Below are 25,803 nucleotides of genomic sequence, written 5' to 3'. Positions count from 1 at the left end.
TTCGGGACATTGGGCGCGGGATGTCCTGATTGTCGATATCATGAACCGCGTGAATGAACGTCAGGGTTTGAGAGAAAAGCGTCGGCCCAAAGTCAGAAAGACCGAGTTTGAAGTTGCCTTAAAGCCGTTCTGATCGTCCATTTCATATTGGTACCCCACGTTTACAGCCCAGTCTTTCGTGACCGCCCGTGTATAGGACGCACTGAACGTACCGCGCTGGCGCGGGTTGGGTTGACCGGTTCCCTCGTCTTCCTGGTCGATGTAATCGACGCTGAAAGACAGACCCGATACCGGGTTGATGAAATAGTCATATGTCAGAAACACCAATGTTTCACGTGTTTCTATGCTCTGCGTACTGGTGCCGACCCGGCGTTGCACCGTTGCTCCGATCCGGGAACTGGCCAGCTGATAGCTGTAGTCGAGCTGCCCGATCGGTGTGACTTCGTCGAATGGTCCTCTGGTCAGGCCCAGGTTGAAGCTGAATAGTCCGTTGGCGCGCTGAAAACTGCGGCCGGCCGTTGCGTTTATCCGTGACCCATTGACCCCGAATGTCTGGTCAATCTGAAAATCCGCCGAACCATCTGGCAGGGTTTTGTTCCATGCGAAATCCCAGACGAAATCCTCGGTCACGGTGTTGGTATTGGTTGTGCGCTGCGTGTCATCCACCTGACTGTAACCGATATTCGCACTGACGGTGGTGACAGGGGATATGTCATAGGTCCCCCCTACTGTCACAACCGTTGTTTGCTCATCGGTTCGCACGTTGTCTTCTGCCGAGAAATCAGTGTAGCCGAGACGCAAGTTGGCTTGGAAAACCGGTGACACCCGCAATGTCGTGATCGCCGTGTAATCGCTTGATTTGTTGTCGAACAGGTTCGGATCGATCGTGTTTGTATAAGTGCGTTCGCTATAGCCGTAGATGAATTGGAACCCGATTGGATCATTCAGGCCGGTTTGCCAATTCAGGTTGCCCAAGGAGTTGACCTGATCCCCGATGGTTCCGGTCACATCGGCGGCATCGATTCTGCCATCCAGATTGGTGTCGGTCAGTGAACGATTAAAAGCCAGATCCTGTTCGCGGTAATCCAATAGCAGGTCAAGCTGGCTGTTCTGGCGCGACCGCTGATACGACAGGCGGGCAGACGGGTCCGCAAAGCTGGAATCCGTCCCGATAATCGGCTCATTGGCGATCCGGTACAGTCCGGAAAGGTCAAGAGCCAATCTCGAATCCGAGGTCTGCTTCAGAATACCCAATGCCAGCGTATTCTCCCACCAGGTCGTGGACCCAAGCGAAGGATCGGTCAGGCGAAGATTGCTGTCATGTCTGAGCGACGAGAGATAATCCAGGGTCACACTCAGGCCGGTCCCGGTCCCAATCTGCTGACCGGTCGGCAGGCCGACCCTTCGGGCCGGGTTTCGCTGTGCCCGTTGTGCGATCAATTGCTGGCTGGGTGTCTGCTGCACAACTGTCGGTGCGACGGTTGTCTGCTGCACGGATGTTTGCTGTGTCGAGGTTTGTGTTTGCTGCGCAGTCGTTTGCTGTGTCGAGGCCTGCTGCCCGACAGCTGGTGTAAACGAACTTATGACAGCGATCCCGCCCCCCAGAATGGTGGACAGCCTGCTCCTGGATTTCCCCACCTGTATCAGCCCCTATTCGAACAAGCGGCGTGCTGGTACGACAACCACGTCTCCGGGTCTAAGCACTGTATTGCCTTGGATGCCACCGCCCGAGCCTTTGTAGTTATAGGTGTATTTTCTCATCACGCCTGTTTTACTGTCAGCCCGGCGCAATTCGATGCGCTTGCGAGCCGCGAAATTGGTCAGACCACCGGCCTGAGCCAAAACCTGAAGAATTGTCGTGCCTTCGGTTGCCAGATGCTTGCCGGGCACATTGACCTCACCCATGATGAAAACATCGATGGTTGGTCCGGATGCGGCCTGTCCGCCCAGAAGCGGCGGCGGAGCCAGCGACGCCACTGAAATAAAGACTGTCGGCGGCGTATTGAAATTCGAGGCCAACGCCGATGAGAGCGACGCGCTTAATCCGCTGGTTGACTGACCGGCCGCACGGATCGAGCCGGCAAGCGGAAAGTTGATGGACCCGTCCGGCAGAACCAGAATGGTCCGATTCAGGGTGGGGTCTTCGAGAACTTCAACCTGCAGCGCATCACCCGGTTGGATTTGATAGGATTGCGCCCATGATGCGGTGGCCGCGATCATGGTAAGGGCAAGAGCGATTAATGACCCGATGACTGTACGCATATTCAAATCTCTCACTTTTTCCTACTTATGCCTTCCCACAAGCTGCAAAACAATCAGCAGGGAGTCTGATACATACAAGATGCGGCAGAAATGCAGCGGCGGCGCGCGTGCACTCTGTGCGCTTACTGACCTGCGTTGCTCATCGTGACCAGCCGTTCGATCTCGGCCTCTATGGATGAGGCAATCTCAGCCGAGGCTGCCCCGGTCGCTTCAGCTGCACGAAAACTGCGCAAAGCTTCTTCGTGCCGGTCCAGAGCGGCGTATGTTTTGCCCAGATGGTACAAGACCAGAGGATGCCCAGAGAAAACCTGTGCCGCAGATTCCAGGTACTGGACGGCCTCTTCATAATTGCCGACCTGATACGCCACCCAGCCATAGGTATCTTGAAAGGCGGGCTCTTGCGTGCCCCGCAGACGTTGCGCCAAAACATGCGCTCGTTGCAGGCTTTCGGCATCGTTGCGCTGGGTTGTCAGCAGGCTGGCAAGGTTGTTGGCAACCAAAATCGACTGACCACTGAGGGGGTAGAGCTTTTCGTAAACGGCAATGGCCTGCTCCATATCGCCGGCCTGTTCGTGAAGCGCTGCCTGCACAAATAGCAGATCGGGATTTTCGGGCAGGGCAATCAGTGCCTCGGCCAGGACATCCTGGGCTTTTTCGATATTGCCACGCTCGGCTTCCAGCATGTGAAGCGCGACCCATGCCCGTGTTATGTCAGGGCGCTCATCGATGATCGCGCGATAAATCTGTTCGGCCTTGTCAAGTTCCCCTTCTTCTGCCAGCGCACGTGCCTTTACAAAGCGCAATGGCAGGGAATCCGGGGTTTCCGTAAGTTTCCGATCGATCCGGGCAAAGGCTTCTTCGTGTTTGTCCTGAGCCAGCATCAGTCGGATAACCGCGATATCAGCGGGCAAGCCGAATTGGGGATCTGCGGCTAATTCGTTGAGAAATTCCATCAGGTCGTCAGAGCGGTTCTGGGAGGCCAGCATGTATGCCCTGAGCTCGTTCGAAAGGCGTTGCGCGTTGGGATCTGTCAGCGCTTCGAGCGACTTCAGAACAGCTTCAAGGCGGTCCCAGTCCTGCTGACGCATATAGGTTTGGGCAAGCAGAGACAGCAGGTCCGGATTTTGCGGGCTTTTACGCAAGGCATCCAGCAACACGCTCTGGGCGATTTCCAAGTCATTTTTTGACAGCAGATATTGACCGTAGCGCGCAGCCTCGGTTCCTGCGTTCTGGGACATCTCCGCAGCCAGGGCAAGCATTTCGCCCATCAGTTCGTGATCGCCGTTGCGCTCGTGAGCATTGGCCATAAGGGTCATCAATTGCGGATCGCGGGGGGTCTGGCTCAGGGCTTCGCGCAGCAGGATAATCGCATCACCGGTCTGATTATCCTCAATCAACCAGGCAGCCTTGAACTTGAGTGCCCCCACCTGTTTCGGATCTTCTTCAAGAATCTTTTCGACCAAAGCACGAGCTTCTTCAGATTCCCCCTCGCTGAACAGCATCCGGGCAAATTCTACTTCGTTTTCCCGTGTTTGTGCGGTTCGCTCTGCATCTGCCAGAAGATTGCGCATTTCAGAAAGCGCGGTTTGCGTGTCCCCGCTGTGAAATTTCAAAGTGGCCCGCCATGCGCGGAGCTTTGCGGCGTTTGTACTATCCTGCGCGATGATTGCATCAATTTCGTTGATAGCGGCTTGGGGACCGCGATGGTCGTTCAGGAATGCAATAAGGCGTTGAGTTGGCATGTGATCTTCGGCCTGAGGGTCGATCTTCCCGCGCAGAATATCCTCAGCCGCATCCAGCTCGTTCCAGTCGATGTAATGCTGAACCAGCATCGCCTCGACGCCCTCATCCTCGGGGTAAAGCTGAAGCATGCCTTTGAGCTGTAAAGCTATCTCTTCGTGTTTGTTCTGAGCCTGTAGGGCACGCAGTCGGATCGCGTACAAATTGTCCTGCTTCGGCACTACGGCCAGTGCGGCATCAATCTCGTCGATAGCATCATCCCAGAGCTCGTTGCGGACAAGCCAGTCGATCACGATTTTCCGCGCGCTCATCAGATCGGGTTTTTGGTCGATCATTTCGCGTGCGGTCCGAATGATGGAATCCGTTCTGGCCACATCCCCGTTACGGATCGAGTCGGTATAGGCCAGGCTGTTATTGATGGACTCGACCTCTATATTGTCGGGTTCCAGTTCGGCGGCTATCGCACCATGGCGTCTGACAGCGTCCCAGTTGCCCAAGTCAAACGCCATCTCGGCCAGTGCGAAGTGGCTTTCGAAATTGTCCGGGTATTGTTCGACCAACAACAGGTACTGGCCGAATGCGACAGGGATGTTCTCTCGATCACGCTCAAGCCGGGCATAGGTCAGGCGCGCCTCTTTGTGCTGGCCGTTCAGTTTGAAGACGTTGCGGAATTCGACCAGAGCGCGCTCGACGTCGCCCTCTTCCAGCAAGGCCAGCCCGGCCTGGTAATGTTTCTCGGCCCGCTCTTCAGCGGTGTCACAGGCACTCAGGAACAGGAACGCAGCACACAGAAGCGATGCAAGACGTGGGAGACGGGAAAAGACGGACTGGTTCATGGGTAGGTTTCCACACGATCTGGGCGCAACAAGGATACAGCCATCCCAAAAGGCTGCAAAATGACCGTTTCAGCAACCGGTCCCACGCAGAACCGCAAAAATTGTCCGAAACAGGATATGCATGTCCGTCTTGAGCGACATATCCTTCCAGTATTCCACATCATGCTGCGCGCGCTCGGCGAATGTCGAGTTGTTTCGGTTGGAGACCTGCCATGAGCCGGTAATGCCGGGGCGCATTCTGTAGTACATGTTGTTTGGATAAAGCTCTTTCTGGCAAACCATCATGGGGCGGGGCCCAACCACGGACATTTCGCCAACGAAAACATTCCAGAATTGCGGCAACTCATCCATCGAGGATTTGCGCAGGAATGTCCCGAACTTGATGATGCGCGGATCATTCCGCAGTTTCTGGTCGCGATTCCATTCCTCACGGGCTTCAGGGTTTTCTTTCAGATGTTCTTGCAGCACATTTTCGGCGTCATGCACCATTGTGCGTAGCTTGATCATCTTGAACGCCTTGCCGTTCTTGCCCAGCCGTTCCTGCCGATAAAACGGAGTCACGCCCTGGAATGCCAAAAATGCGGCCAGCATAAGAACAAAAGGCACAACGAAAGGTGCTGCGAGCAAAGCGAACGCAATGTCAAAAAGACGCTTGCCCGCACTTCTGTACACCCCTCGACACGGCAACGGAGTGGGTACAACAGAAATACCGGAGTAGCCCGCGCCAGCGTTGGCCACTTCTTTCGAATGACTTGTCACTATTTAAACCCCCAACACACACAATTACTCACGAACCACTCACCAAACTTACGAACCGAACACGCTCGACCTCAACCACACATATTTAAAATCTTATATTTTTATACCACTTCGACCCTGCACTTACTCACTTGCGAGGCCGCTTTCCCGTATCCAACTGTTAACAAATTCCACCTGCCTTGCAAAACATTAATGCTGGCGAACGTGTTCTCTGGTCGCTGAATACAGGTGCTTTTTTATAGTATCGTGAAGATGCGATCAGCTGATTGGCCGCAAATTCATGAACTTTCGTTTCCCCGTGGGACACAATGAGCGAAAATTTCACCCTTTGGGTTTGATTTCCGCCCTTAGAATCTTTTTTGATGTGTGATCACATCAGGTTCTGGTCGCCTCTTTTTTGGTCAACCTAATAAGGACACAACGGAAACAATCGCACCGATCACTCCAGATTGAGAAAGCGGAAAGGTCAATTCACCGCGTGTGCAGTTTAGTGGTGCCTGCTATCTTGATTTTGTGACAAACTAGTACCCAAGTACTTTTTGTTTATGTGATGTGTTCTTTGTGTAAGGGATTTCTGGTGGTTCAGAGCATGAGTTTGGATAATCTCCGGGGGGCCAGTACGAGGTTTGACAAGGCAGAAGGCAACCGAGGTGCAATGGCGTCCAGCGACGGGTTTTATCTAGATTATTTCGGGCTTGACCGACGGCCCTTCACGCTGCTTCCGGATCCCGGATTCATGTACTGGTCGCCGCTGCACAAGCGCGGTTACTCGGTCCTGCAATTCGGCATCATGAGTTGTGCGCCCATCACCGTGCTGACCGGGGAAATCGGGGCCGGGAAAACAACCCTGATACAGCATCTCCTCAGCGAGATGGAGCAGTCGATCACCGTAGGGTTGATCTCGAATGCGCAGGGCGGTCGCGGAGAGCTGCTGCAATGGGTCCTGCACGCGCTGGGTCTGCCGATCGAGGCGGATGCAAGCTATGTACAGATATTCCGGGCGCTGCAGGATTTCCTGGTCGCGGAATATGCCGAGGGCCGGCGGGTGGTTCTGATCTTTGACGAAGCGCAGAACCTGACCGTCGAAGGGTTGGAAGAAATCCGGATGCTGACCAATATCAACTCGAATACGGATGAGCTGATCCAGCTTGTTCTGGTTGGTCAGCCTGAATTGCGCGACATGGTTCTTGATCCCAAGATGCGCCAGCTGACACAGCGCGTTGCCGCAAGTTTTCATCTTGAACGGATGGATGAGTCTTCGGTCAAAGCCTATATCAGCCATAGGATGAAAACGGCTGGCGGTTCAGGCGATGAATTCACCGAAGAGGCCTGCAAGCAGATTTTCAAACAAACGCGCGGTGTTCCGCGACTTGTAAATCAGTTCTGCGACTTTGCCCTGCTTTATGCCTGGACGAATGAGGCCGAGAAGGTGGATGAAGAGGTTGTGGAGCAAGTGGTCAAAGATGGCGTGTTCTTTGGCGGAAACTCACTCGAGAAGGAGCTGACAGTCTGATATGGGCCCGGTTCGCTATTACTTTTCCATTTTCCTGAGACGGTTTCCGTATTTTCTGATCGTCGCGCTCATTGTCTCTGTGGCATCGATCATCATAGCACGGGCGCTGCCCCCGACCTACCTGTCTCAGATGCGCCTGATCGTGGAATCGCCCCAGATTCCAGGCAGCCTGGCCGCGAGTACTGTGACCACACCTGCAGCAGAGCAACTGCAGATCATCGAACAGCGCCTGCTGACCCGGCCAGTCCTTCTTGATATCGCCCATGAATTTGAGGTTCTGCCTGATCAGGACGAGGCAACCCCCGATCAGATCGTCAACGCCATGCGCAAGAGCACCTCGATCTGGATCACCGGGGGTCTCAATCAGGCCAATCTGATGACAATCACCTTCGAGGCGCGCAGTGGCCAGATTGCGGCAGGTGTGTTGAACAGATACCTGACGGAAATCCAGAAGCTGGATGTCACCTATCGCAAGGAACGCGCGACCGATACGCTGGCCTTCTTCCAGTTGGAAGTCGACCGCCTCAGCGACGAACTGAGCAAACGTAGCGCCCGTATTCTTGAGTTCAAGAATGACAATTCCGATGCGCTCCCCGACAGTCTGCAGTTCAGGCTGGCGCAACAAGGGGCGTTGCAAACCAATCTTGAACAGACGGACCAGCAGATATTTTCCCTCAAGGCGCAGCGAGAAAACCTTATAAGCATCTTCAGCTCGACAGGTCAGGTTGTCGGTGTTTCACCACAAAATCAGACCCAGGCACAGCAGCAACTCAGTCAGTTGCGATCTCAACTCGACAACCAACTCGTGGTCTATTCCGAAAACAGTCCGCAGATCAAACTGCTCCGCGCCAGGATCGAAAAGCTTGAGCAGGTGGTAGCTGCCGAACAAGCAAACGCCCCGGCACCATCTAACCAGACAGGCAATTCGTCCCTTGATCTGCAGCTGGCGCAAATCGACTCGCAGATTGCGGCGCTCGAAGATCAGCGCCGCGTGCTTCAGGACCGGCTCGACGCACTCACCCTGACGATTGATCAGACCCCGGCCAATGCCATCACACTATCTGAACTGCAGCGCGAACATGACAACATCCAAACCCAGTACAATGCCGCAGTCAGTCGTCTGGCCGCAGCCTCGACCGGGGAACGGATTGAGGTCACGTCCCAAGGGCAACGTATTTCCGTCATTGAGCATCCCTCTACGCCAAGCGAGCCTTCGAAACCCAACCGCCTGATGATTGCCGGAGGGGGATCGGCCTTTGGTATCCTGCTGGGGCTGGGGCTGGTGGTTTTGCTGGAGGTCCTGAATCGGTCCGTGCGCCGGCCCGAAGACCTGATCAACAAGCTTGAGGTCTGGCCGATCGCCACTATTCCCTATGCTCCATCACGCGGTGAAGTGTTGATGCAGCGCGCGGTATGGGGTGGGATCATACTGGCCATTCTAATCGGAGTGCCAGCCGGGGTCTGGGCGGTGCATACCTATTACCTGCCCCTCGATCTTATTACCGAGAGAGTGATGGATAAACTGGAGACATACTGGTGAGTATTGTTTCGATTGATTTGGTGAATGTGTGATGGACCGTCTTCAGAAAGCGATTCAAAAGGCGCGCGAGGAACGGCAGAGCCGCGAAAGCCCGCCGCCGGTCATGGAACAACCGCCCCGTCACGCCCCGTCAGAAGACACTCGTGACGCCCGGTGGCAAAGCGTGCCCGAGATACAGATCGACCCAAAGCTCGCAGTGCGCAACCGGCTTGCATCTCTGGCTGGCGGCGCGGACGCCACCCCCTACGACATGTTGCGGACCAAGATGCTGCAGCAGATCTTGTCCAACAAATGGCGCAGGGTGGCATTGACCTCCCCGTACAGCGGGTGCGGCAAAAGCACGACGACGGCCAACCTGGCGTTCAGCCTGGGGCGGCAGGAAGATCTGCGGACGATCGTGATCGATTTCGACATGCGGCGCAGGGGGCTGGCCGAGATTCTGAAGCAAACCGGCAACCACAGTATGGCCGACGTCATTCAGGGGGCGGTGCCGTTTCATGAACATGCGCTGCGGTATGGCAAGAACGTGATCTTCGGGCTGAATTACACGCCCACGCGCAACCCGGCGGAGATCTTGCAAAGCCGACGGGCAATCGAATTCCTCGAACAGCTTGAGGCGGATTACAAACCCGACGTCATTCTGTTCGACACGCCCCCCCTGATGATGAGCGATGACAGCCACGGGTTTCTCAGGAATGTCGATTGTGCCCTGCTTCTGGCGGCCGCCGAAGAAACCAGCATTGACCATATTGACGTTGCCGAACAGCAACTGGCGGAACTGACCAGCGTCATGGGGATCGTGCTGAACAAATGCCGATACATCAGCGGGACGTTTGGCAATGAGTACGGATCCTACTGATACGGCCCCGGCCGATGCAGTGATCATTCCCCATTACAACGATTTGCCCCGGCTGGAACGATGTCTTCTTGCCCTGAGAGAGAATGATCTGACGGCAACTGAAATCGTTGTCGTTGACAACAACTCTCCGGTGTCGCTGGATACGATGCGCCGGGCCTTTCCCGAGGTGCGTTTTGTGGTGGAAACCCAAAAGGGCGCGGCCCATGCCCGCAATCGCGGGGTGGCCGAGACCACAGCGCAGCGGCTGTTTTTTATCGATGCCGATTGCGTACCCGCGCCGGACTGGTTGAGCGTCGGGCGTCAGGTCGCGGATCAGGCCGATCTGATTGGTGGCCGGGTAGATGTCTTTGACGAAACCCCGCCCCCGCGCAGCGGCGCAGAAGCGTTCGAGGCCGTTTTTGCATTCAACTTCCGCAGGTATATCGAGGTTCAGGGGTTTTCCGGCGCCGGCAACCTGCTGACCCGGCGCGATGTGTTCGATGCGATCGGCGGGTTCATCAACGGTGTCTCGGAAGATCGGGAATGGACCATGCGCGCGGTCGCGCGCGGGTATAGCCTGATCTACCGGGACGACTTTCGTGTCAGCCATCCATCCCGGCAGAACTGGCCCGCCCTCAAGGCCAAGTGGCGGCGCACGACCCAAGAGGCATATCTGCTGCATGGCACCAACGCCGCCGCGCGCATGCGGTGGGCGATCCGTGGATTGGCCATGCCGGCCAGTGCAATTGTGCACACCCCGAAAATCCTTACCAGCGACAAGCTGTCCTCGGCGGGCGAAACCAGTCGGGCGGTCATCACGTTGTTCCGGCTCAGATGTCAGCGGATGATCTGGATGTTGCGCCAGGCGGCAGGTGGCAACATCTGATCAAAAGAAAAGGGACCGCGAAACGGCCCCTTGTCCTGTTTGTCAGGTTTGTGTGTCGCTCAGGCGGCTTTGCGGCGACGCGTCAGAGCCAGACCACCAAGCGCGGTCAGAAGCAGCAGACCACCGGCGGGCAGCGGAACTGGTGCGACGTCGAAATCAAACGTAACCGGCACCGGATTGCCATTGGCATCGGTCGCCCCTTGAGAGTTGGCCCAGCTAAACACCAAATTCTGGCTCAAGGTGTTCGGGCTGACGCTGCTGAACAGCGTGCTGAGTGTCGTCTGAACACCACCCAGAACCGACGTCGATGCCAGCACGTTGGCCGGGTTCAAGGCGTCGACCCAGCTCACCGTCAGACCTGTGAACGTGTTCAGCAGATTGATGGTGATCGAAGCGTTCGCAACACCAAAAAGAGGATCAATGGGCGACTGGAAGTTGATCATGTAAACCCCGGGTCCACCCATCGTGGAAACCGTACCGGAGAAGAGCGTGTCGGAGGTGATGTCATATCCACCCCCTGGCAGAGGACCACCACCCGCTGACACCGAGGTCAGAGCGCTGGCCGATCCGGCCATCATCACAGCAGTAGCAAGCCCCGCCGCCATCATCTTAAAAGTTCTAAACATACAAAGTCCCACCTTTGATTTTTATACACACAACCCGCTCGAAATCTCGGCAGGGCACCTACTGCATTTATTAATAATTCATTTCTATTTGATTGCGAAGGATTTTTCTCGGAATTGTGGCTTTTTTTTGGCGCAAAGGCCGATTGCTCGGCACAATGGGCGCTCGAATTATAGTTTGTTTCTCCATCGTGAACCAGAATCACCCGAATAAGGCGAATCTGCGTCTGGAGAACATGCCAACTTTCCGGCGATTCCGAGCGTTTTCACACTGCACCAAACATAATCCAAACCGGTTCAGGCAATGCAGAACCAACCCCGATCACTCTGTCATGAAATGCAACCGGCACGCCTTTTCACATGACGGGCGCCCCGTTCTGCGCAAGGCGAGAAACAATACAAACCATTTCAGCGCACTGTCTACTTTCGGACCGCCGCAAGGACCCTGCGGATCACAACAGAAGGGAAAAAGGCCACAAACCCGGGTTCCACCATATTTATTCTTCGACGGTCCGAAAGTTTCGTGTAGCTTTGGATTGTTATTGTACCAAGTTCAGGCACGCATTTTCAATCGGAAGCCCTTGTTTAGCCGTTTGTCCATTGTGCCTGCCTATTTAGCGAGGAGACATTGCGCATGGGCGTTGGCCAGAACATAGCCGCTGAGAATGCGAACTGGACCTTTGGGGGCAGTGTTCCCGATACGTTTGTAGACCACATCAAATTGTCTGTTCCTCTTTATGAAATGGGTCACGGCCTGATCTGTCAGGTTTCCGATTTCTTCGTCCGCAATGACAGTCTCTGCTATGAAATCGGCACATCGACCGGAGAGTTGATCCGCAAGCTGGCAGAACATAATGCGGGAAAGCCTGACGCACGCTGGATCGGCATCGATGTCGAACCTGAAATGGTGAAAGTCGCCGAAGCTCATTGCGCGGATGTCCCGAACATTTCCATTCTTCATGACGATGCCCGTCATATGGAGATGGAAAAGGCGGACATGATCGTCAGCTATTATACAATGCAGTTCATCCCGCCCCGGTACCGGCAGGAACTGTTCACCAAGATCTACAACACCCTGAACTGGGGCGGTGCGTTTGTCATGTTCGAAAAGGTCCGGGGGCCGGATGCGCGGTTTCAGGATCTTGTGACCCAGCTCTACAACGAATTCAAAATCGGCAATGGATTCTCAAGCGAGGAAATCGTCGAAAAGGCGCGCAGCCTGAAAAGCGTGCTGGAGCCGTTTTCCACCCAGGGCAATCTGGATCTGCTGGGCCGGGCCGGTTTCAAGGATGTGATGAGTATTCAGAAGTATATTTGTTTTGAAGGTTTTCTTGCTATCAAATGATTGCTTAACGCCATGCCGGCAGAGACCGGAGTGGGATAACACCGCTTATGGCCCGATTGATGGAGGCTGCCGAGGACGCTGATGAACGCGCCTGATTTTGATCCTTGTGAAATGGCACTGGAAGACGGGCTGAATGCAGTAGTTGCTTGCTTTCAGCACACCGTACTTGCGGCGAAGCTGGTCGCAGAACGGATATGACCGTGTCGGCTCTTTCGGATAAGCCATCTTGGACGGTCGGGGCTTTCCTCCTGTTGATCGCGGCGCTGCTGGTCTGCCTGTCCGTTCTCATAATCAATGGCGGGCCGCTTTATTACTTCGATACCGGCAGTTACATCCGGCAGGGAAATGTGGCCTTGAGCAGTTTCCTTCCGCCGACAGCTGACAGCGTTGCGGCAGGTGTAACCCACACCGCCGATGAGGATAACACCGCAACCGGATCACGGTCACTGATCTATGGCCTCATCATGGCTGCGCTTGTTCGGATCGATGCCCAGTACGTCCTTCCGGTATTGCATCTGGTTGCTACGCTGCTGGCCGTCTGGATGCTGGCGCGAACCGCTGGCCGGGCGCCGGGCGGGGCACCGAACACAACCATTATGACCGCAGTGCCTTTGTTGGTGGCAGCCAGTACTTCATTGCCGTTTTATGTCGCCTATATGATGCCGGATATTTTTGCACCGGTGCTGCTGATCGTGATTGCCTCACTGACGGCCTTTGGGCGGATGATGCAAACCTGGGAACTGTTTTTGGTATCCAGTCTGGCCCTGTTCAGCGCCCTTCTGCACCCGTCTCATCTGGCGGTTGCGGCGTTAATGATACCTTTTGTCGCTTTGGCCGCGCTCTGGGGGAAAAGACCACGGCGCTGGCGCGCGACAATCTTGATGATGATGGTTCTGGCGCTGGCACTGGCCGAGCGCAAGGCCTTTCAGGTCACCGTGGAAATCGCCACCAACAAAGAGGTCGTCTATACGCCGCATATCACCGCGCGGCTCATCGTTGACGGGCCGGGCATGGATTATCTGGACGAGGTCTGCCCGAATGCCGAAGTGCCCACCTGCGCACTACACGAAGCGCTGTCGTGGTCAGATGATCCCTACAGGCTGACACCCTCCCATATCATTTTCGAACGCTCCCCCAACCTGGGTTCATTCCGGCTCATGTCACCCGAAGATCAGAAACGGGTTGCCCTGTCCCAACGGGAATTCGCCAAGGCGGTTTTCCTGTCCCGGCCTCTTTCCACCTCGTTGGCACTGGCCCGGAACGGCTATCAGCAGGTATTGCGCTATAGCATTGCCATGACGATCCCAACGGATGTGGAGCTGGAAAACGCCCGCTGGTTGGCCAGAATGGAAGATATCCGGCCCGATATGTTCCAAGGCGGTTCATTGTCTCAGGACAGGGGCTGGATAGAAACGGCCGATATCGTGCACGGCGTGATCTATGCCGTCTCTTTTGCCTTTATCGTGTTTATTCTGCTGCGGCCGGGTAGTGTGTCGCGTGACATGAAGCTGTTTGCGCTGTTCATCCTGATCGGAATAGCGGTCAACGCTCTGGTCTGCGGAGGAGTATCACAACCCGCAGATCGTTACGGCGCGCGCGTGATGTGGTTGTTGCCCTTTACAGCGGCCTTTCTTTTCCTTGTTCAGCGCTCAGGCGCTTCGCGTATCATTGCCGGAGATCCTTCGTGAGTTCAGATCACCCCCTTTCCATCAGCGTGGTCATGCCGGCCTACAATGCCGAACATCTGCTGCCGCGCGTTTTGCCGCCATTGATTGAAATGTTGAATACCGGACAGGTGCAGCAGGTTCTGGTGGTGGATGACCAGTCCCCCGACGGTACCGCGGCGCTGGCACGGGAAATGGGCGCAACTGTTCTGACCACACCCGTCAATGGCGGGCCAGGGGCTGCCCGCAACCTGGCCGCCCAACAAGCCACGGGCGATATCCTGTGGTTCGTGGATTCCGATGTCATCGCCTGGCCGGACGGGCCTGACCATATTCGCCGGGCGATGTCCGAAGACAATGTGGGCGCCGTGTTCGGATCCTATGATGATGCCCCGGACGGGCAGGCCTGGTTTTCACGCTACAAGAACCTTCTGCACCGCTATCACCATCAACGCGCCCGCCGCGAGGCGCGCACCTTCTGGGCCGGGTGTGGCGCCATCCGGCGCGACGTGTTTCTTGAAGTCGGTGGCTTTGATGTCAAAACCTATGAGGTGCCTTCGATCGAGGATATCGAACTGGGTTACCGGATCGCGGCCACCGGTCGCCGTATCCTGGTCGAGCCGCTTTTGCAGGGCAAACACCTGAAGGTCTGGACCATCCGCAACAGCCTGAGCACGGATATCTTCTGCCGTGCCCTGCCCTGGGCCCGGCTGATGATCTCGCGTGAGGGGTTGACCGATGATTTGAACACCTCGATGGCTGAACGTGCACGGGCCGCAATTGCCGGGCTGTTGCTGCTGTCGCTTCTGGCCCTGCCGTTCTGGCCGGGAAGCTGGCCTTTGCCTTTTGTGTTACTGGCTGCGGCCTTTGTCGCCAATCTGGATCTGGTGCGCGCCATGTCCGGGCATGGCGGGCCGTGGTTTGCGTTCAAATGTCTGCTCTACCATCAGGTCTATTACGTCTATTCGGCCACCATCTATGTCTGGTGCCTGTTCGAATATCACATGCTGGGCAGACGGCATAACTTGTCGGTCAGGCGAAGTTAGCCTGTCCGGTTTCACCCGTCGGAAACCGGGCAAACCGATCAGTTTGCCCTGCGCAAGTTTCCTTTGAGGGACCGCGTTCTGGGCTTTCTGGCAGCTTCAATCTGGCCCGGCAGCGTTACCGAAACGCGCGCACCACCCAGAGAGGATGTTCCGATACTGACGGATCCGCCGTAAAGTTCAGCGATATCCTGCACAATCAAAAGCCCCAGCCCATGCCCCTCGGTCTCATCGGTGTTGTCTTTCCGAGCCGACCCCTCTGATCTGCCCGCCCCCATTCCGGGGCCATCATCCTCGATACTCAACGTGATCATGCCCGGCTCGGGTGCCGTCACGGATATGCGCACATGGCTCTTGGCCCAGAGACAGGCGTTTTCAAGCAGATTGCCCAGGATCTCCTGAATGTCGGCCTCCTCGCCCCAAAAGGTGGTTCCGGCGTCTATGGCGTTTTCGATATGCGGCATCCTGTTTCGGAGTGTGATGCCAAGTGCAAACGATACATCTTCGGCGCAGGCATGCACCGGAGAGGATTTTCCATAGGGGCGTTCGGTACGCGCGCGGCTGAGGTTGCGTTTGATGACACCGGTCATACGCCCCACAAAATCCGTTATCTGATCTCTTTTATCTCCCTCAAGCTCTTCGGCAACGCGCGCCAATGCCGCCAGCGGCGTTTTCAGGCCATGCGCCAGCTCTGCGTTTTTTCGACGGTGTTTTTCGATGATCGTGCCGTTGCGCCAGTGCAGCTCGCGCAGTTCCTCGACCACGGGAACCAGATCGGGGGGCCATTTCTGATCGTCTATGATGGTGTCGTTTTTACGCATGACCTTCACGGAATTGCTGAGCCGCTTGAGCGGCATCAGCCCCCTGTTCACAGTGATGTAGACCGAAACCGAAACCACTATGGCAAGACCAATGAAAATCAATGCAATCAGCTTTGCAGCCCGGTTGGTTTCTTCCGTGACATGCATCAGTGGGGCCGCAATCCGGAAGGTCAATGTCTCATCCGGTTCCATCCCGGGAAACGCAGCCCGCCTTCCACGCAGAACATCTCCGCCCGGGATTACGAAATTCCCCCCGGCTTCCGGGACGTCCAGAACCCAGCTTTCTGCGGTGACAGGGCCAAGTGACGGGGATTGCAGCAGGATTTCGTCAGACCCGTCACGCGTCAATTGCCAGAACCATTGCTCATTGGTCAGGTCATAATAGCTCGGGCCAACGCTCTCGAGCAGTTCAGCCTGTGCCCCGTCATAGGCGACCCGCCGGGCTTCGATCAACAAATCCTGCCCAAGCAGCAAATCCATTTCGCCGATTTCATGAGCCCGGTAGACCTGAATGCAGATCATGGCCCCGATACCCAGTATGGCGCAGCAGATCGCTATCGTGGCAATCGAAACGCGACGGGGGATCGTAGCCCAATTATGCGTCATCTACCGGAATCCGATACCCATGCCCCCGCACGGTTTCCACCATTCCCGCCGAAGTCTTCCGACGCAAACGTGAGACAAGAACATCGATGACGTTCGATTGCAGATCCATATCCTCGGCATAGATATGTTCGATCAGATCTGCCCGGCTGACGACAGATCCCGCATGTCGGGCGAGATGCTCCAGCGCCCGGAACTCGAAAGCGGTCAGCGATACGCTGCGCCCTTTGAAAAAGGCAGCTTTTTCATCCGGCATAACCGAAAGATCTCCGACATCGATCGAGGGCGTGCCACGCCCGCTTGCACGGCGCACCAAGGCCTCGAGCCGCGCCAGAAGTTCTTCTGAATGAAAAGGCTTTGACAGATAATCATCAGCCCCGCTGCGCAGCCCGGAAACGATATCGTTCCAGCTGTCACGCGCCGACAGGATCAGAACCGGTGCTGCAACCTTGCGGCTGCGCCATTCCCGCAGGATCGACAACCCGTCCAGCCCCGGCAGCCCCAGGTCCAGCACGATCGCGTCCCAATCCTCGGTCTCTCCCAGAAACAGCGCATCATTGCCGTTTCCTGACAGTCTTACGATATCACCCCGGGCGCGCAGCAAACATTCAAGATCACCGCGCAGTGTATCGTCATCTTCCGCAACCAGTACCTTCATAACCCCTCATACGGGACAAACGGTCCAAACGTGAACACAGCATGACAAGACCCGACATGCACCGTTCACCCCCCCTTTTATATATTTCACCAGATCGGTTGTCGAAAGCGATCCGTTTCAGAACCCGAAATTAAGTTTTAACGATTTGAGGTGCCGGATGTGCGGTCTGTTTGGAATTTTCCCAGAGGATACAACCTCATCCCCTGATGTCACACGGCTTCGTCAAAGCGGTTTCGCCATTCGGCACCGCGGCCCCGATGCCGGCAATATTCTGAGCGAGCCCGGTCTTGGCCTGGCCCATCAACGCCTGTCTCTGGTTGATACCGACACCCGGTCGGATCAGCCCTTTACGGACCCAAGCGGCCGCTACATCCTTGTCTACAATGGCGAAGTCTACAACTTCAGAACCCTGCGCGCTGAACTTGAGGCATTGGGCATCCCGTTCCGCACCACCTCGGATACCGAAGTGGTGCTGCACAGCCTGATCCAATGGGGCGAAGATGCGCTTGCCCGGTTCGATGGCATGTTCGGACTTGCCTTTATCGACCGGCAGACACACCGGGTTCTGCTGGCCCGGGACCGGTTTGGCATGAAACCTCTTTACTGGATGCAAGGCATGACCGAACAAGGCCCCGCCTTTCTGTTCGGTTCAGAGATCAAGGCCTTCGAACCCTGGATAACCCTGCAACCCGACGTCAACTCGATCGCGGCTTACCTGATGAAATTCGGAGGCCCGACCAGCGGCCCGACCTTCTATCAGGGGATCCGCAGCCTGACACCCGGCACTTACCTATGGCATGACGGATCGGGCAATATCGACACCGCCTCTTTCTTCCACCTGACCGACTTTCTCGATCTTGATGAGATGACCCGTCTCGATGGCCTGTCGGCTGCCGATATCGTCGATGAATATGCGGATCTCATGCATAAATCCGTGGCATCACATTTATTCGCGGATGCACCGGTTGGCGCGTTTTGCTCTGGCGGGGTGGATTCATCCCTGATCGTTGCTATCGCAGCGGCCCAACACCAGAATATCGCCCTGTTCCACGCCAATGTGAAAGGCGCCTGGAGCGAGGTGGACGCCGCCTCGGAACTGGCCAAAAGCCTGAAACTTGATCTGCATGTCATCGAGGCTGAAGAGCAGGATTTCGTCGACATGATCCCGCGCGTAATGCGTCACTACGAATACCCGTTTTCCTATCATCCCAATTGCGCGCCATTGATGATGATCGCCCAGCTCGCGGCGGATTCAGGGATCAAGGGGCTGTTATCAGGCGAAGGATCGGATGAGCTGTTTCTGGGCTACCCCTGGCTTGGCCGCAAACGCCTGACAGACGGGTATGAAAGGATGATCAGCGGGTTGGGTTCGGCCATACGCGCAATACCGGGGGTCGGCCCGATCCTGGCACCTGACCGGATGGGAAACATGGAAAACGTCCGCGACATCCTGAATGGTCGCGAGATGGCGCAGGACAAGCGGGCCGTAGCCGACAGCCTGGCACAGCTGCCTCGCAAGTTTCAGGAAAGAGGCCGGCAATGGAGCCTGGATTACATGCACCACCATCTGCGAACGCTTTTGCATCGCAACGATACAATGGGCATGGCTGCCGGGATCGAGGCGCGGTTCCCGTTTCTGGACACACAGGTTGCCCGGTTCGGGGTCAATCTGCCGGCACGCTACAAGCTCAGAGCCTCTCCGTTCGTTTTCGAGAAGGCACACCCCTTCATCCGCGACAAATGGGTGGTCCGCGAGGTTGCCAACCGCTACATCCCCAACACCCTGAGCCAGCGCATCAAGATCGGGTTCTGGACGACGGTGTTTCAGCGGCTTGAGATCCGGCCGGAATACTTCAGGAACGCCCATTTGGGGGATCTTTTCAGCCTGACCCGGACACAGATGACAAACACTATCGAAGAGGCCGGTCCGGATCTGCGGCTGCGGTTGCTGCTGACCGAGGTGTGGCTGCGATGCCGGCTGGATCATCAGGACGAAGATTGCGAAATCAACAGATTACGCGATCACGTCAGCATCCGGCCGGACAGATTTCGCCCCCGACCCTCCTCTGCCAACAAACCTGTGGGCGCTGCGGTCCACAGTTGAAGGGCTGCCCCTTCCTCAGAGGGCCCTGCTTTTGCGGACGGCGGATTGCGGAGCCGCCTTTTTCTTGGGTTTGGCTTCAAACTCTTCGTGATAGGACCGCTCAACATTGACATCCCAGACGTCATGATTTTCACCCAGGATATTGCGCGCCGCGTACATCGCCGACAGCATTGAATGATCCTGGTTGTTGTAGCGGTGCAATCCATTGCGACCCACGGTCTGGAAGTTTTCCAGCGTCTTCAGCCAGTCGCTGACCGTGTCCAGGGCGTCCTTGTATTCGCTGTCATAGACCGGATAAGCCTTGGGCTGCCGGATAACTGCGTGATCGATGACATCACTGGCCTTGGCCAGACCAAGCTTTTCAAGCTCTTCACTGGCAAGATGCCTGAGATCCTCGTCACTTGACGACCACAACCCGTCACCTTTCTGGCAGAAATATTCCATCCCGATCGAGGCAGTGTTCTGATCGGGCAGCATTTCCGCGGACCAGGCGCGGAAATTCTGGATGCGACCCACCTTCACCTGCGGGCTGTGGATGTAGATCCAGTTGTCCGGGAACGGATCCGCGTGATCCAGGATCAGGGTCACGATCAGGAAATCACGATACCGCAGACGGTCTGCCGCCTCGACGACCTCGGGCGGTGGCGGCGGATCAAAAGCATGGATCAGATCACGAACGGCCATCGAATTGACGAACTCTTCACCCTCCACCCGCTCGGTGTGTTTTTCGCCATCTTCAGTCCAGTGGCGCACATCGATCGAGGTGACGCGATTGCCATCACGGTTCACCTGGATCACTTCGGAATGGGTTTCGACCGAGCCCCCCTTTTCCCGGATCAGGTCACGGGTCTTTTCCCACATCATGCCGGGGCCCAGGCGTGGATACTGGAATTCCTCGATCAGGCTGGCGGTGTCATTGGCCCCCGAAATCGCATTCCAGACCGCCTTGGGCAAAGACAGGTTCTTGATCCGCTGCGCGGCCCAGTCGGCGCGGATTTCGGACGGCGGAATACCCCAGACCTTCTTGGTGTAGCTGTGGAAGAAATGCATATAAAGCCGCCCACCAAAGCGGTTGACGACCCAGTCTTCGAACGTGTCTTCCTGCTGGCGTGGACGAATCTTCCATTTGATGAAGCTGCCGATGATCTTGTAGGTCTCGTAGGGGCCGATATTGCCAAGGGCGTTGAAGATACGCAGCGGGTAATCGTAGAATTTGTTGCGATAGAAGATGCGGCTCAGGCGTTGCACGGTGATGAAATCATCCCCCATCACCTCGTGCCACATATCCTCGACTTCGCGCACCTTGGTGAAAAACCGATGCCCGCCAATGTCGAAGCGATACCCTTTGTGCGTTTCGGTTCGCGAGATGCCACCAACCATGTCCGAGGCTTCGAACACCCGGGGAACATGTGTGTCGCTCAGTTTCTGAAGTTCATAGGCTGCTGTCAGCCCTGCTGGACCACCACCAATGACGACAACGGGAACAATATCTTTTTTCAAATGACTAACACCCATACCAAAACACTGACCTAAAGCTACAAGAGGTTATCCGAGATTCACAACAAAATCCTGTCAGTCCCCGAAACGGGGCTCCTGCGCCTTTAGCTCCACCCCTTCCGCGCAGAAAAATCAACCATTCCGTTTGACGAACCGCACTTTCGCCCTTCTGTGCAAATTGTTGACAGGCCAAACCCGGGTCACCTGTGCCGAAAGCCGGTTTGGGCTTTGCGAAACCGACGGTCTTTCACACCGCCCGAAACAGCGCGCGTTTTCCACAATGCCCTGAAACATAACGATGATTGCTGACTGGCACAGCCAGCCGAAACTCCCCGCCCGGAAGCGAAACATAGATTGGATACACACACCTCTTGCACGGCGCCTGACCTGAACCATGACCGTTTTTTTCAGGCTGCGTCTGTGATGTCCTTCACTGTATCGACGGACCGAAAGGGCGCATCAACAATGCTGTGACTTTTCTCGCATTGTGTATAGTTGAGCGCCAGAGCAGCAGGAAATTCAGCACCTCACGACTCGTCGCTTGGTGAATCTTGACAGGGTGGCACCGCTGCCGTCCTAATACGTGAGAATGTTTGCAAAACCCAGGTGTCTCAAACCTGGGGGACGATGAGTAAATTGGTAGCCAGTCTCGTTGTTAACGAGGGAGCGATTTTATGAAGTGTGTTATTCTGGCCGGCGGCTTGGGAACCCGGCTCAGCGAAGAAACCGTCAAGATTCCAAAACCCATGGTCGAGATCGGCGGCAAACCGATCATCTGGCATATCATGAAAATCTACGCGGCACACGGCATCACGGATTTCATCGTCTGCCTCGGCTACAAGGGTTACGTGATCAAGGAATACTTCGCGAATTTCTTTCTGCACAGTTCAGACGTCACGATCGATCTGGCCAATGGCGGGCTTGAGATTGCAAACAGTAAATCGGAACCGTGGCGCGTGACGCTGGTCGATACCGGAGAGGACAGCCAGACCGGGGGGCGGCTGCGCCGTGTCATGCATCTGCTCAAGGATGAAGAGGCCTTTTGCATGACCTATGGCGACGGGGTCGGGAATGTCGATATCAGTTCGCTGGTCGCGTTCCACAAAAGCCACGGCAAACGCGCCACGCTCACCGCAGTCGTGCCACCGGGGCGTTTCGGCGCGTTGGAGCTGGCTAGCGATCAGATCGAACGTTTTGCCGAAAAACCTGGCGGTGACGGTGGTTTTATCAATGGCGGGTTCTTCGTGCTGCATCCTTCGGTTGGTGATCTGCTGGACGGGGACGGCGCAATCTGGGAACGCGCTCCGCTTGAAACGCTGGCCGCAGACGGCGATCTGATGGCGTTTCGCCACAAGGGATTCTGGCAACCGATGGATACGCTGCGCGACCGCCGTCAGCTCGAAGCCCGCTGGCAGGAAGGCAATGCTCCATGGAAGGTCTGGGAATGACGCTGGGTTCCACTCCGAAAATCATCCTGCTTGGCAATCTGGGCTATATTGGTCCGGTCGTGGCGGCGGCCTTGCGGAAATCCTATCCCAACGCCAATCTGATCGGCCTTGATCCCGGGTTTTTCTCGGACCGGCTGACCACGCATGATGCGTGGCCCGAGCGGGTTCTGAACCAGCAGATCATCGCGGATATTCGCGATATCGATGCGTCACTGTTCCAGGGGGCGGATGCGGTTGTTGCACTGGCGGCCATCTCGAACGACCCGATGGGTGCCCGGTTCGAAACAGTCACCACGGAAATCAATCAGGATGCCATCGTGCAGGCCGCTCATCTGGCCGCCGAAGCCGGGGTGTCGCGCTTTGTCTTCGCCTCCAGCTGTTCGGTCTATGGTTTCGCCGAAGGCGATGCCAGATCCGAGGACGCGCCCCTGAACCCGCTGACCGCCTATGCCCGCAGCAAGATCGGGACCGAGCGCGCGCTGGCGGCCATGGACACGCCGGGGATGCTGCGTACAGCGCTGCGTTTCGCCACCGCCTGCGGGCCGTCGCCCCGGCTGCGGCTGGATCTGGTGCTGAATGATTTTGCCGCCTGTGCGGTCACCGCTGGCAAGATCACGGTGCTGAGCGACGGCAGCCCGTGGCGGCCGCTGATCGACGTGCGCGACATGGCCCGAGCCATCGACTGGGCCATCACCCGGACCCAAGATGCCGGGGGGCAGTGGCTTGCGGTCAACGCTGGATCGGATGTGTGGAACTATCAGATCCGCGATCTGGCGCAGGCCGTGGCCGAAGCGGTCCCCAGGGCCAGCTACTCGATCAATCCCGATGCCTCGCCCGACAACCGGTCCTACAAGGTCGACTTTTCGCTCTACAAACAACTGGCACCCGAACATCAGCCGGTGCAGACGCTTGAAGGCACCATCCGGGATTTGTTGCAATTGCTGAACGATATCAACTTTGGCGATGCCGATTTCAGGTCATCTCCGTTGATGCGGCTGAAAGCGCTTGAAGAGCATATCCGCACAGGCACACTGAGCGAGGATCTGCGCTGGAGGATGCCGCAATGACACACCCCGCTTGCCGGAGCTGTGGCGCAGCCCTGACCCAGACGCTGGTCGATCTGGGGCTTTCGCCGCTGGCCAATTCCTATGTCCCGCCCGAGCGCGCGGGCACGGCCTGTCCGCGCTATCCGCTGCATGCCTGGGTCTGCAACGACTGCTATCTGGTACAGGTCGAAGACGCCGTACCGGCGGATGAGATCTTCAATGCCGATTACGCCTATTTCTCGAGCTATTCGGACAGCTGGCTGGCCCATGCCAAAGCTTATGTCGAACAGATGGTCGACCGGCTTGATCTGGGACCCGATGATCTGGTGATCGAGATCGCCTCGAATGACGGGTATCTGTTGCAGTATTTCGTCGAGAAAGGCATCCCGGTTCTGGGGATCGAACCTTCGGGCAGCGTGGCGGCGGCAGCCGAAGAAAAAGGCGTGCGCACGCTGGTCGATTATTTCGGCGAGGCGCTGGCCCGCAAGGTGGCCGCGACCGAGAAACCTCCAGCGCTGATCGCATCGGCCAATGTGCTGGCGCATGTGCCTGACATCAACGATTTCGTCGCCGGGATCGCCACGCTTCTGACCGGCGATGCGGTCTATACGGTCGAATTTCCGCATCTTCTGAACCTGATCAGAGAAGTGCAATTCGACACGATCTATCACGAACATTACTCCTATCTGTCGCTGCTGGCGGTGGAAAAGATTTTTGCCAAGGCGGGCCTGCGTGTCTTCGACGTCGAGGAACTGCCCACCCATGGCGGTTCGCTGCGGGTGTTCGCCTGTCTTGAGGGTGCCAGCCATCCCGAAGGGCCCGGTCTGGCCAAGGTCCGCGCGGATGAGGCTGCGGCGCAGTTCGACCGACCTGAGGGCTATATGAATTTCACCATTCAGGTCGAAGCGCTGCGCGACGGGCTGCTTGGCTTCCTGCGCGAAGCAAATGCCAGGGGTGACACCATTGCGGCCTATGGCGCCGCCGCCAAGGGCAACACGCTGCTGAACTATGCCGGGATCGGCCCCGACCTGATCTCTTACTGCGTTGATCGCAACCCGGCCAAGCAGAACACGCTGCTGCCCGGCAGCCATATCCCCGTGCATGGGGTCGAAGCCCTGCGCGAGACGCCGCCGGATTACGTGCTGATCCTGCCCTGGAACATCCGGGACGAAGTCACGGATCAACTGTCCGACCTGAAGGCACATGGCACCCGCTTCGTAACGGCCGTGCCAGAGATCAGGATCAGCTGATGGCACGGGTTCTGCTGACGGGCGCAACCGGATTGATCGGGCGCGCGACAGCCACGGCTCTGACAGAGGCGGGCCACGAGGTGGTGACGCTGGGCCGCAACCCGGCAAGCGACATCACCTGCGATCTGCTGGACCCCGATGCCATCACGACAGCCCTTGAAACAGCCCGCGCCAACTATCTGGTGCATCTGGCCTGGCATGACGGCGCGCGCGACCGCTGGACTTCTGGGGCCAATCTGGACTGGATGGCCGCCACCCTGCATCTGGTGCGGGAGTTTGCACGCACAGGAGGCCAGCGCGCGGTCTGCGCCGGAAGCTGTGCTGAATATGACTGGTCGGTACCGGAGCTGATCGAAACCAGCCCCCTGCGCCCCCGCACCCTTTATGGGGCGGCCAAGGCCGGAACCGGTCTGGCACTGTGCGCGGGCCAGCAGACGCTTGGCCTGTCCCTGGCATGGGCCCGCATCTTTTTTGTCTACGGGCCGGATGAACCGCCGGGGCGACTGTTTGGCGATCTGATGTCAAACCTCGGGGCGGGACGGCCGGTTGATTGCACCGATGGGCGGCAGGAGCGGGATTTCCTGCATGTCGATGATCTTGCCCGCGCCTTGTTGCGCGTGCTGGAAAGCGATCTGACCGGCCCGGTCAATGTCGCCAGCGGTACGGCGACCCCGGTTCGAGACCTGATTGCAGAGGTGGCAAACCAGATGCACCGGCCCGATCTGATCCGCTTGGGCACCATCGCCCGCGCAGCGGACGATCCGCCCCGGCTGGCGGCGGACGTGACCCGGTTGCGGGACGAGACCGGTTTTATGCCACAATATGACATTGCTTCCGGAGTCGCCCGGTGTCTTCGGTCAAGGGAGGAGGCCGTATGAAATCTTCATCCTTTCTACGCAAGCAATCCTTCATGCTTTTTGCCCTGGTCGGCATCGTGAATACGGCCTTCGGGTATGCGGTTTTCTCGGTTCTGAGCCTGTCGGGGTTGCCCGCACAGGCGGCTCTTGCGATCTCGTTCGTCATCGGCGTGTTGTGGAATTTCATGACCCACGCCCGGATCGTATTCGACACCAAAGGGTTCAGGAAATTGCCCTTCTACCTGCTGGCATATGTCATGGTTTACGTTTTCAACGCCTTTTCGCTCGAAGCTCTTCTGAGCACGGGACTGCATCCGATCCTTGCACAGGGCCTGCTGGTTCTGCCCGCGGCCGTTCTGGCATTCATCCTTGTTTCCCGGGCGCTGACCGATCGCTTCCCGTGGCAGCAGGAGGTCTGATATAATGCCTCAAAACTACAGACATAAACACTTTCGATCCGTAACCGGTCC

Annotated in this window: 21 protein-coding genes; 13 read left to right on the top strand and 8 right to left on the bottom strand. The window is 56.9% G+C overall.

Annotated features, from left to right (window positions below; all coding sequences use genetic code 11):
- Positions 1 to 60: 60 nt before the first annotated feature.
- The 4 genes from I9184_RS19645 to I9184_RS19630 form a co-directional block, all read right to left on the bottom strand.
- Positions 61 to 1,494 carry a hypothetical protein gene (locus tag I9184_RS19645; RefSeq protein ID WP_171637903.1) on the bottom strand — a complete coding sequence of 478 codons (1,434 nt, stop codon included), beginning with the start codon at positions 1,492 to 1,494 and terminating at the stop codon, positions 61 to 63.
- 156 nt (positions 1,495 to 1,650) lie between these two features.
- Complete coding sequence (locus I9184_RS19640; RefSeq protein ID WP_171637905.1) at positions 1,651 to 2,262, bottom strand: polysaccharide biosynthesis/export family protein; 612 nt, start codon at positions 2,260 to 2,262, stop codon at positions 1,651 to 1,653.
- 122 nt (positions 2,263 to 2,384) lie between these two features.
- The gene (locus I9184_RS19635) at positions 2,385 to 4,838 is read right to left on the bottom strand and encodes a tetratricopeptide repeat protein (RefSeq protein WP_171637907.1); all 2,454 of its coding nucleotides are present in this window, start codon (positions 4,836 to 4,838) and stop codon (positions 2,385 to 2,387) included.
- Positions 4,839 to 4,907: 69 nt separating this feature from the next.
- Complete coding sequence (locus I9184_RS19630; RefSeq protein ID WP_348539552.1) at positions 4,908 to 5,510, bottom strand: sugar transferase; 603 nt, start codon at positions 5,508 to 5,510, stop codon at positions 4,908 to 4,910.
- A 742-nt stretch (positions 5,511 to 6,252) separates the two neighbouring features.
- Here I9184_RS19630 and I9184_RS19625 point away from each other — a divergent pair.
- From I9184_RS19625 to I9184_RS19610, 4 genes are all read left to right on the top strand, one after another.
- On the top strand, positions 6,253 to 7,110 hold the full coding sequence (locus tag I9184_RS19625; RefSeq protein ID WP_171637909.1) for an AAA family ATPase: 858 nt from the start codon (positions 6,253 to 6,255) through the stop codon (positions 7,108 to 7,110).
- A 130-nt stretch (positions 7,111 to 7,240) separates the two neighbouring features.
- Complete coding sequence (locus I9184_RS19620) at positions 7,241 to 8,650, top strand: lipopolysaccharide biosynthesis (RefSeq protein ID WP_171637910.1); 1,410 nt, start codon at positions 7,241 to 7,243, stop codon at positions 8,648 to 8,650.
- Between the two features lie 31 nt (positions 8,651 to 8,681).
- On the top strand, positions 8,682 to 9,509 hold the full coding sequence (locus I9184_RS19615) for a CpsD/CapB family tyrosine-protein kinase (protein WP_171637911.1): 828 nt from the start codon (positions 8,682 to 8,684) through the stop codon (positions 9,507 to 9,509).
- The gene (locus tag I9184_RS19610; RefSeq protein ID WP_209835492.1) at positions 9,490 to 10,374 is read left to right on the top strand and encodes a glycosyltransferase family A protein; all 885 of its coding nucleotides are present in this window, start codon (positions 9,490 to 9,492) and stop codon (positions 10,372 to 10,374) included. Before I9184_RS19615 ends, I9184_RS19610 begins: the two co-directional genes overlap by 20 nt.
- A gap of 59 nt (positions 10,375 to 10,433) precedes the next feature.
- Here I9184_RS19610 and I9184_RS19605 read toward each other — a convergent pair whose 3' ends face one another.
- Positions 10,434 to 11,000 carry a VPLPA-CTERM sorting domain-containing protein gene (locus I9184_RS19605; RefSeq protein WP_171637913.1) on the bottom strand — a complete coding sequence of 189 codons (567 nt, stop codon included), beginning with the start codon at positions 10,998 to 11,000 and terminating at the stop codon, positions 10,434 to 10,436.
- A 631-nt stretch (positions 11,001 to 11,631) separates the two neighbouring features.
- Between I9184_RS19605 and I9184_RS19600 the strand changes: the two genes are divergently transcribed.
- From I9184_RS19600 to I9184_RS19590, 3 genes are all read left to right on the top strand, one after another.
- Positions 11,632 to 12,342 carry a methyltransferase domain-containing protein gene (locus tag I9184_RS19600; protein WP_170347013.1) on the top strand — a complete coding sequence of 237 codons (711 nt, stop codon included), beginning with the start codon at positions 11,632 to 11,634 and terminating at the stop codon, positions 12,340 to 12,342.
- Between the two features lie 200 nt (positions 12,343 to 12,542).
- Positions 12,543 to 14,030 carry a hypothetical protein gene (locus I9184_RS21165; RefSeq protein WP_209835491.1) on the top strand — a complete coding sequence of 496 codons (1,488 nt, stop codon included), beginning with the start codon at positions 12,543 to 12,545 and terminating at the stop codon, positions 14,028 to 14,030.
- A complete protein-coding gene (locus tag I9184_RS19590) occupies positions 14,027 to 15,052 on the top strand; it encodes a glycosyltransferase (protein ID WP_171617578.1) in 1,026 nt (341 codons plus the stop codon). Before I9184_RS21165 ends, I9184_RS19590 begins: the two co-directional genes overlap by 4 nt.
- A 38-nt stretch (positions 15,053 to 15,090) precedes the next feature.
- Here the strand turns inward: I9184_RS19590 and I9184_RS19585 are convergent, their stop codons facing one another.
- A complete protein-coding gene (locus tag I9184_RS19585) occupies positions 15,091 to 16,476 on the bottom strand; it encodes a sensor histidine kinase (protein WP_171637917.1) in 1,386 nt (461 codons plus the stop codon).
- On the bottom strand, positions 16,466 to 17,131 hold the full coding sequence (locus I9184_RS19580; RefSeq protein ID WP_171637919.1) for a response regulator transcription factor: 666 nt from the start codon (positions 17,129 to 17,131) through the stop codon (positions 16,466 to 16,468). Before I9184_RS19580 ends, I9184_RS19585 begins: the two co-directional genes overlap by 11 nt.
- A gap of 157 nt (positions 17,132 to 17,288) precedes the next feature.
- Between I9184_RS19580 and asnB the strand changes: the two genes are divergently transcribed.
- Complete coding sequence (gene asnB / locus I9184_RS19575) at positions 17,289 to 19,235, top strand: asparagine synthase (glutamine-hydrolyzing) (protein WP_209835490.1); 1,947 nt, start codon at positions 17,289 to 17,291, stop codon at positions 19,233 to 19,235.
- 15 nt (positions 19,236 to 19,250) lie between these two features.
- Here asnB and I9184_RS19570 read toward each other — a convergent pair whose 3' ends face one another.
- Complete coding sequence (locus I9184_RS19570; RefSeq protein ID WP_245218223.1) at positions 19,251 to 20,735, bottom strand: NAD(P)/FAD-dependent oxidoreductase; 1,485 nt, start codon at positions 20,733 to 20,735, stop codon at positions 19,251 to 19,253.
- 671 nt (positions 20,736 to 21,406) lie between these two features.
- On the opposite strand from I9184_RS19570, the gene rfbF reads away from it, so the two are divergent.
- The 5 genes from rfbF to I9184_RS19545 are packed head-to-tail and all read left to right on the top strand — an operon-like array spanning position 21,407 to position 25,752.
- Entirely contained in the window at positions 21,407 to 22,180 is a 774-nt protein-coding gene (rfbF, locus tag I9184_RS19565; RefSeq protein WP_171233823.1) for a glucose-1-phosphate cytidylyltransferase, read from the top strand.
- On the top strand, positions 22,162 to 23,247 hold the full coding sequence (locus I9184_RS19560; RefSeq protein ID WP_209835489.1) for an SDR family oxidoreductase: 1,086 nt from the start codon (positions 22,162 to 22,164) through the stop codon (positions 23,245 to 23,247). Before rfbF ends, I9184_RS19560 begins: the two co-directional genes overlap by 19 nt.
- The gene (locus I9184_RS19555; RefSeq protein ID WP_171637925.1) at positions 23,244 to 24,476 is read left to right on the top strand and encodes a class I SAM-dependent methyltransferase; all 1,233 of its coding nucleotides are present in this window, start codon (positions 23,244 to 23,246) and stop codon (positions 24,474 to 24,476) included. Before I9184_RS19560 ends, I9184_RS19555 begins: the two co-directional genes overlap by 4 nt.
- Positions 24,476 to 25,354, top strand: coding sequence for an NAD(P)-dependent oxidoreductase (locus tag I9184_RS19550; protein ID WP_171642541.1), 879 nt, complete (start codon positions 24,476 to 24,478; stop codon positions 25,352 to 25,354). Before I9184_RS19555 ends, I9184_RS19550 begins: the two co-directional genes overlap by 1 nt.
- Positions 25,351 to 25,752 (top strand): GtrA family protein, encoded by a 402-nt coding sequence (locus I9184_RS19545; protein ID WP_170347032.1) that lies wholly within the window; start codon positions 25,351 to 25,353, stop codon positions 25,750 to 25,752. Before I9184_RS19550 ends, I9184_RS19545 begins: the two co-directional genes overlap by 4 nt.
- The last annotated feature ends 51 nt before the right edge of the window (positions 25,753 to 25,803 follow it).

Source organism: Ruegeria sp. HKCCE3926 (assembly GCF_017872515.1).
GTDB lineage: Bacteria > Pseudomonadota > Alphaproteobacteria > Rhodobacterales > Rhodobacteraceae > Ruegeria.
Note: the sequence above shows the minus strand (reverse complement) of the source record. Positions and strands in the feature narration are given on the sequence as shown.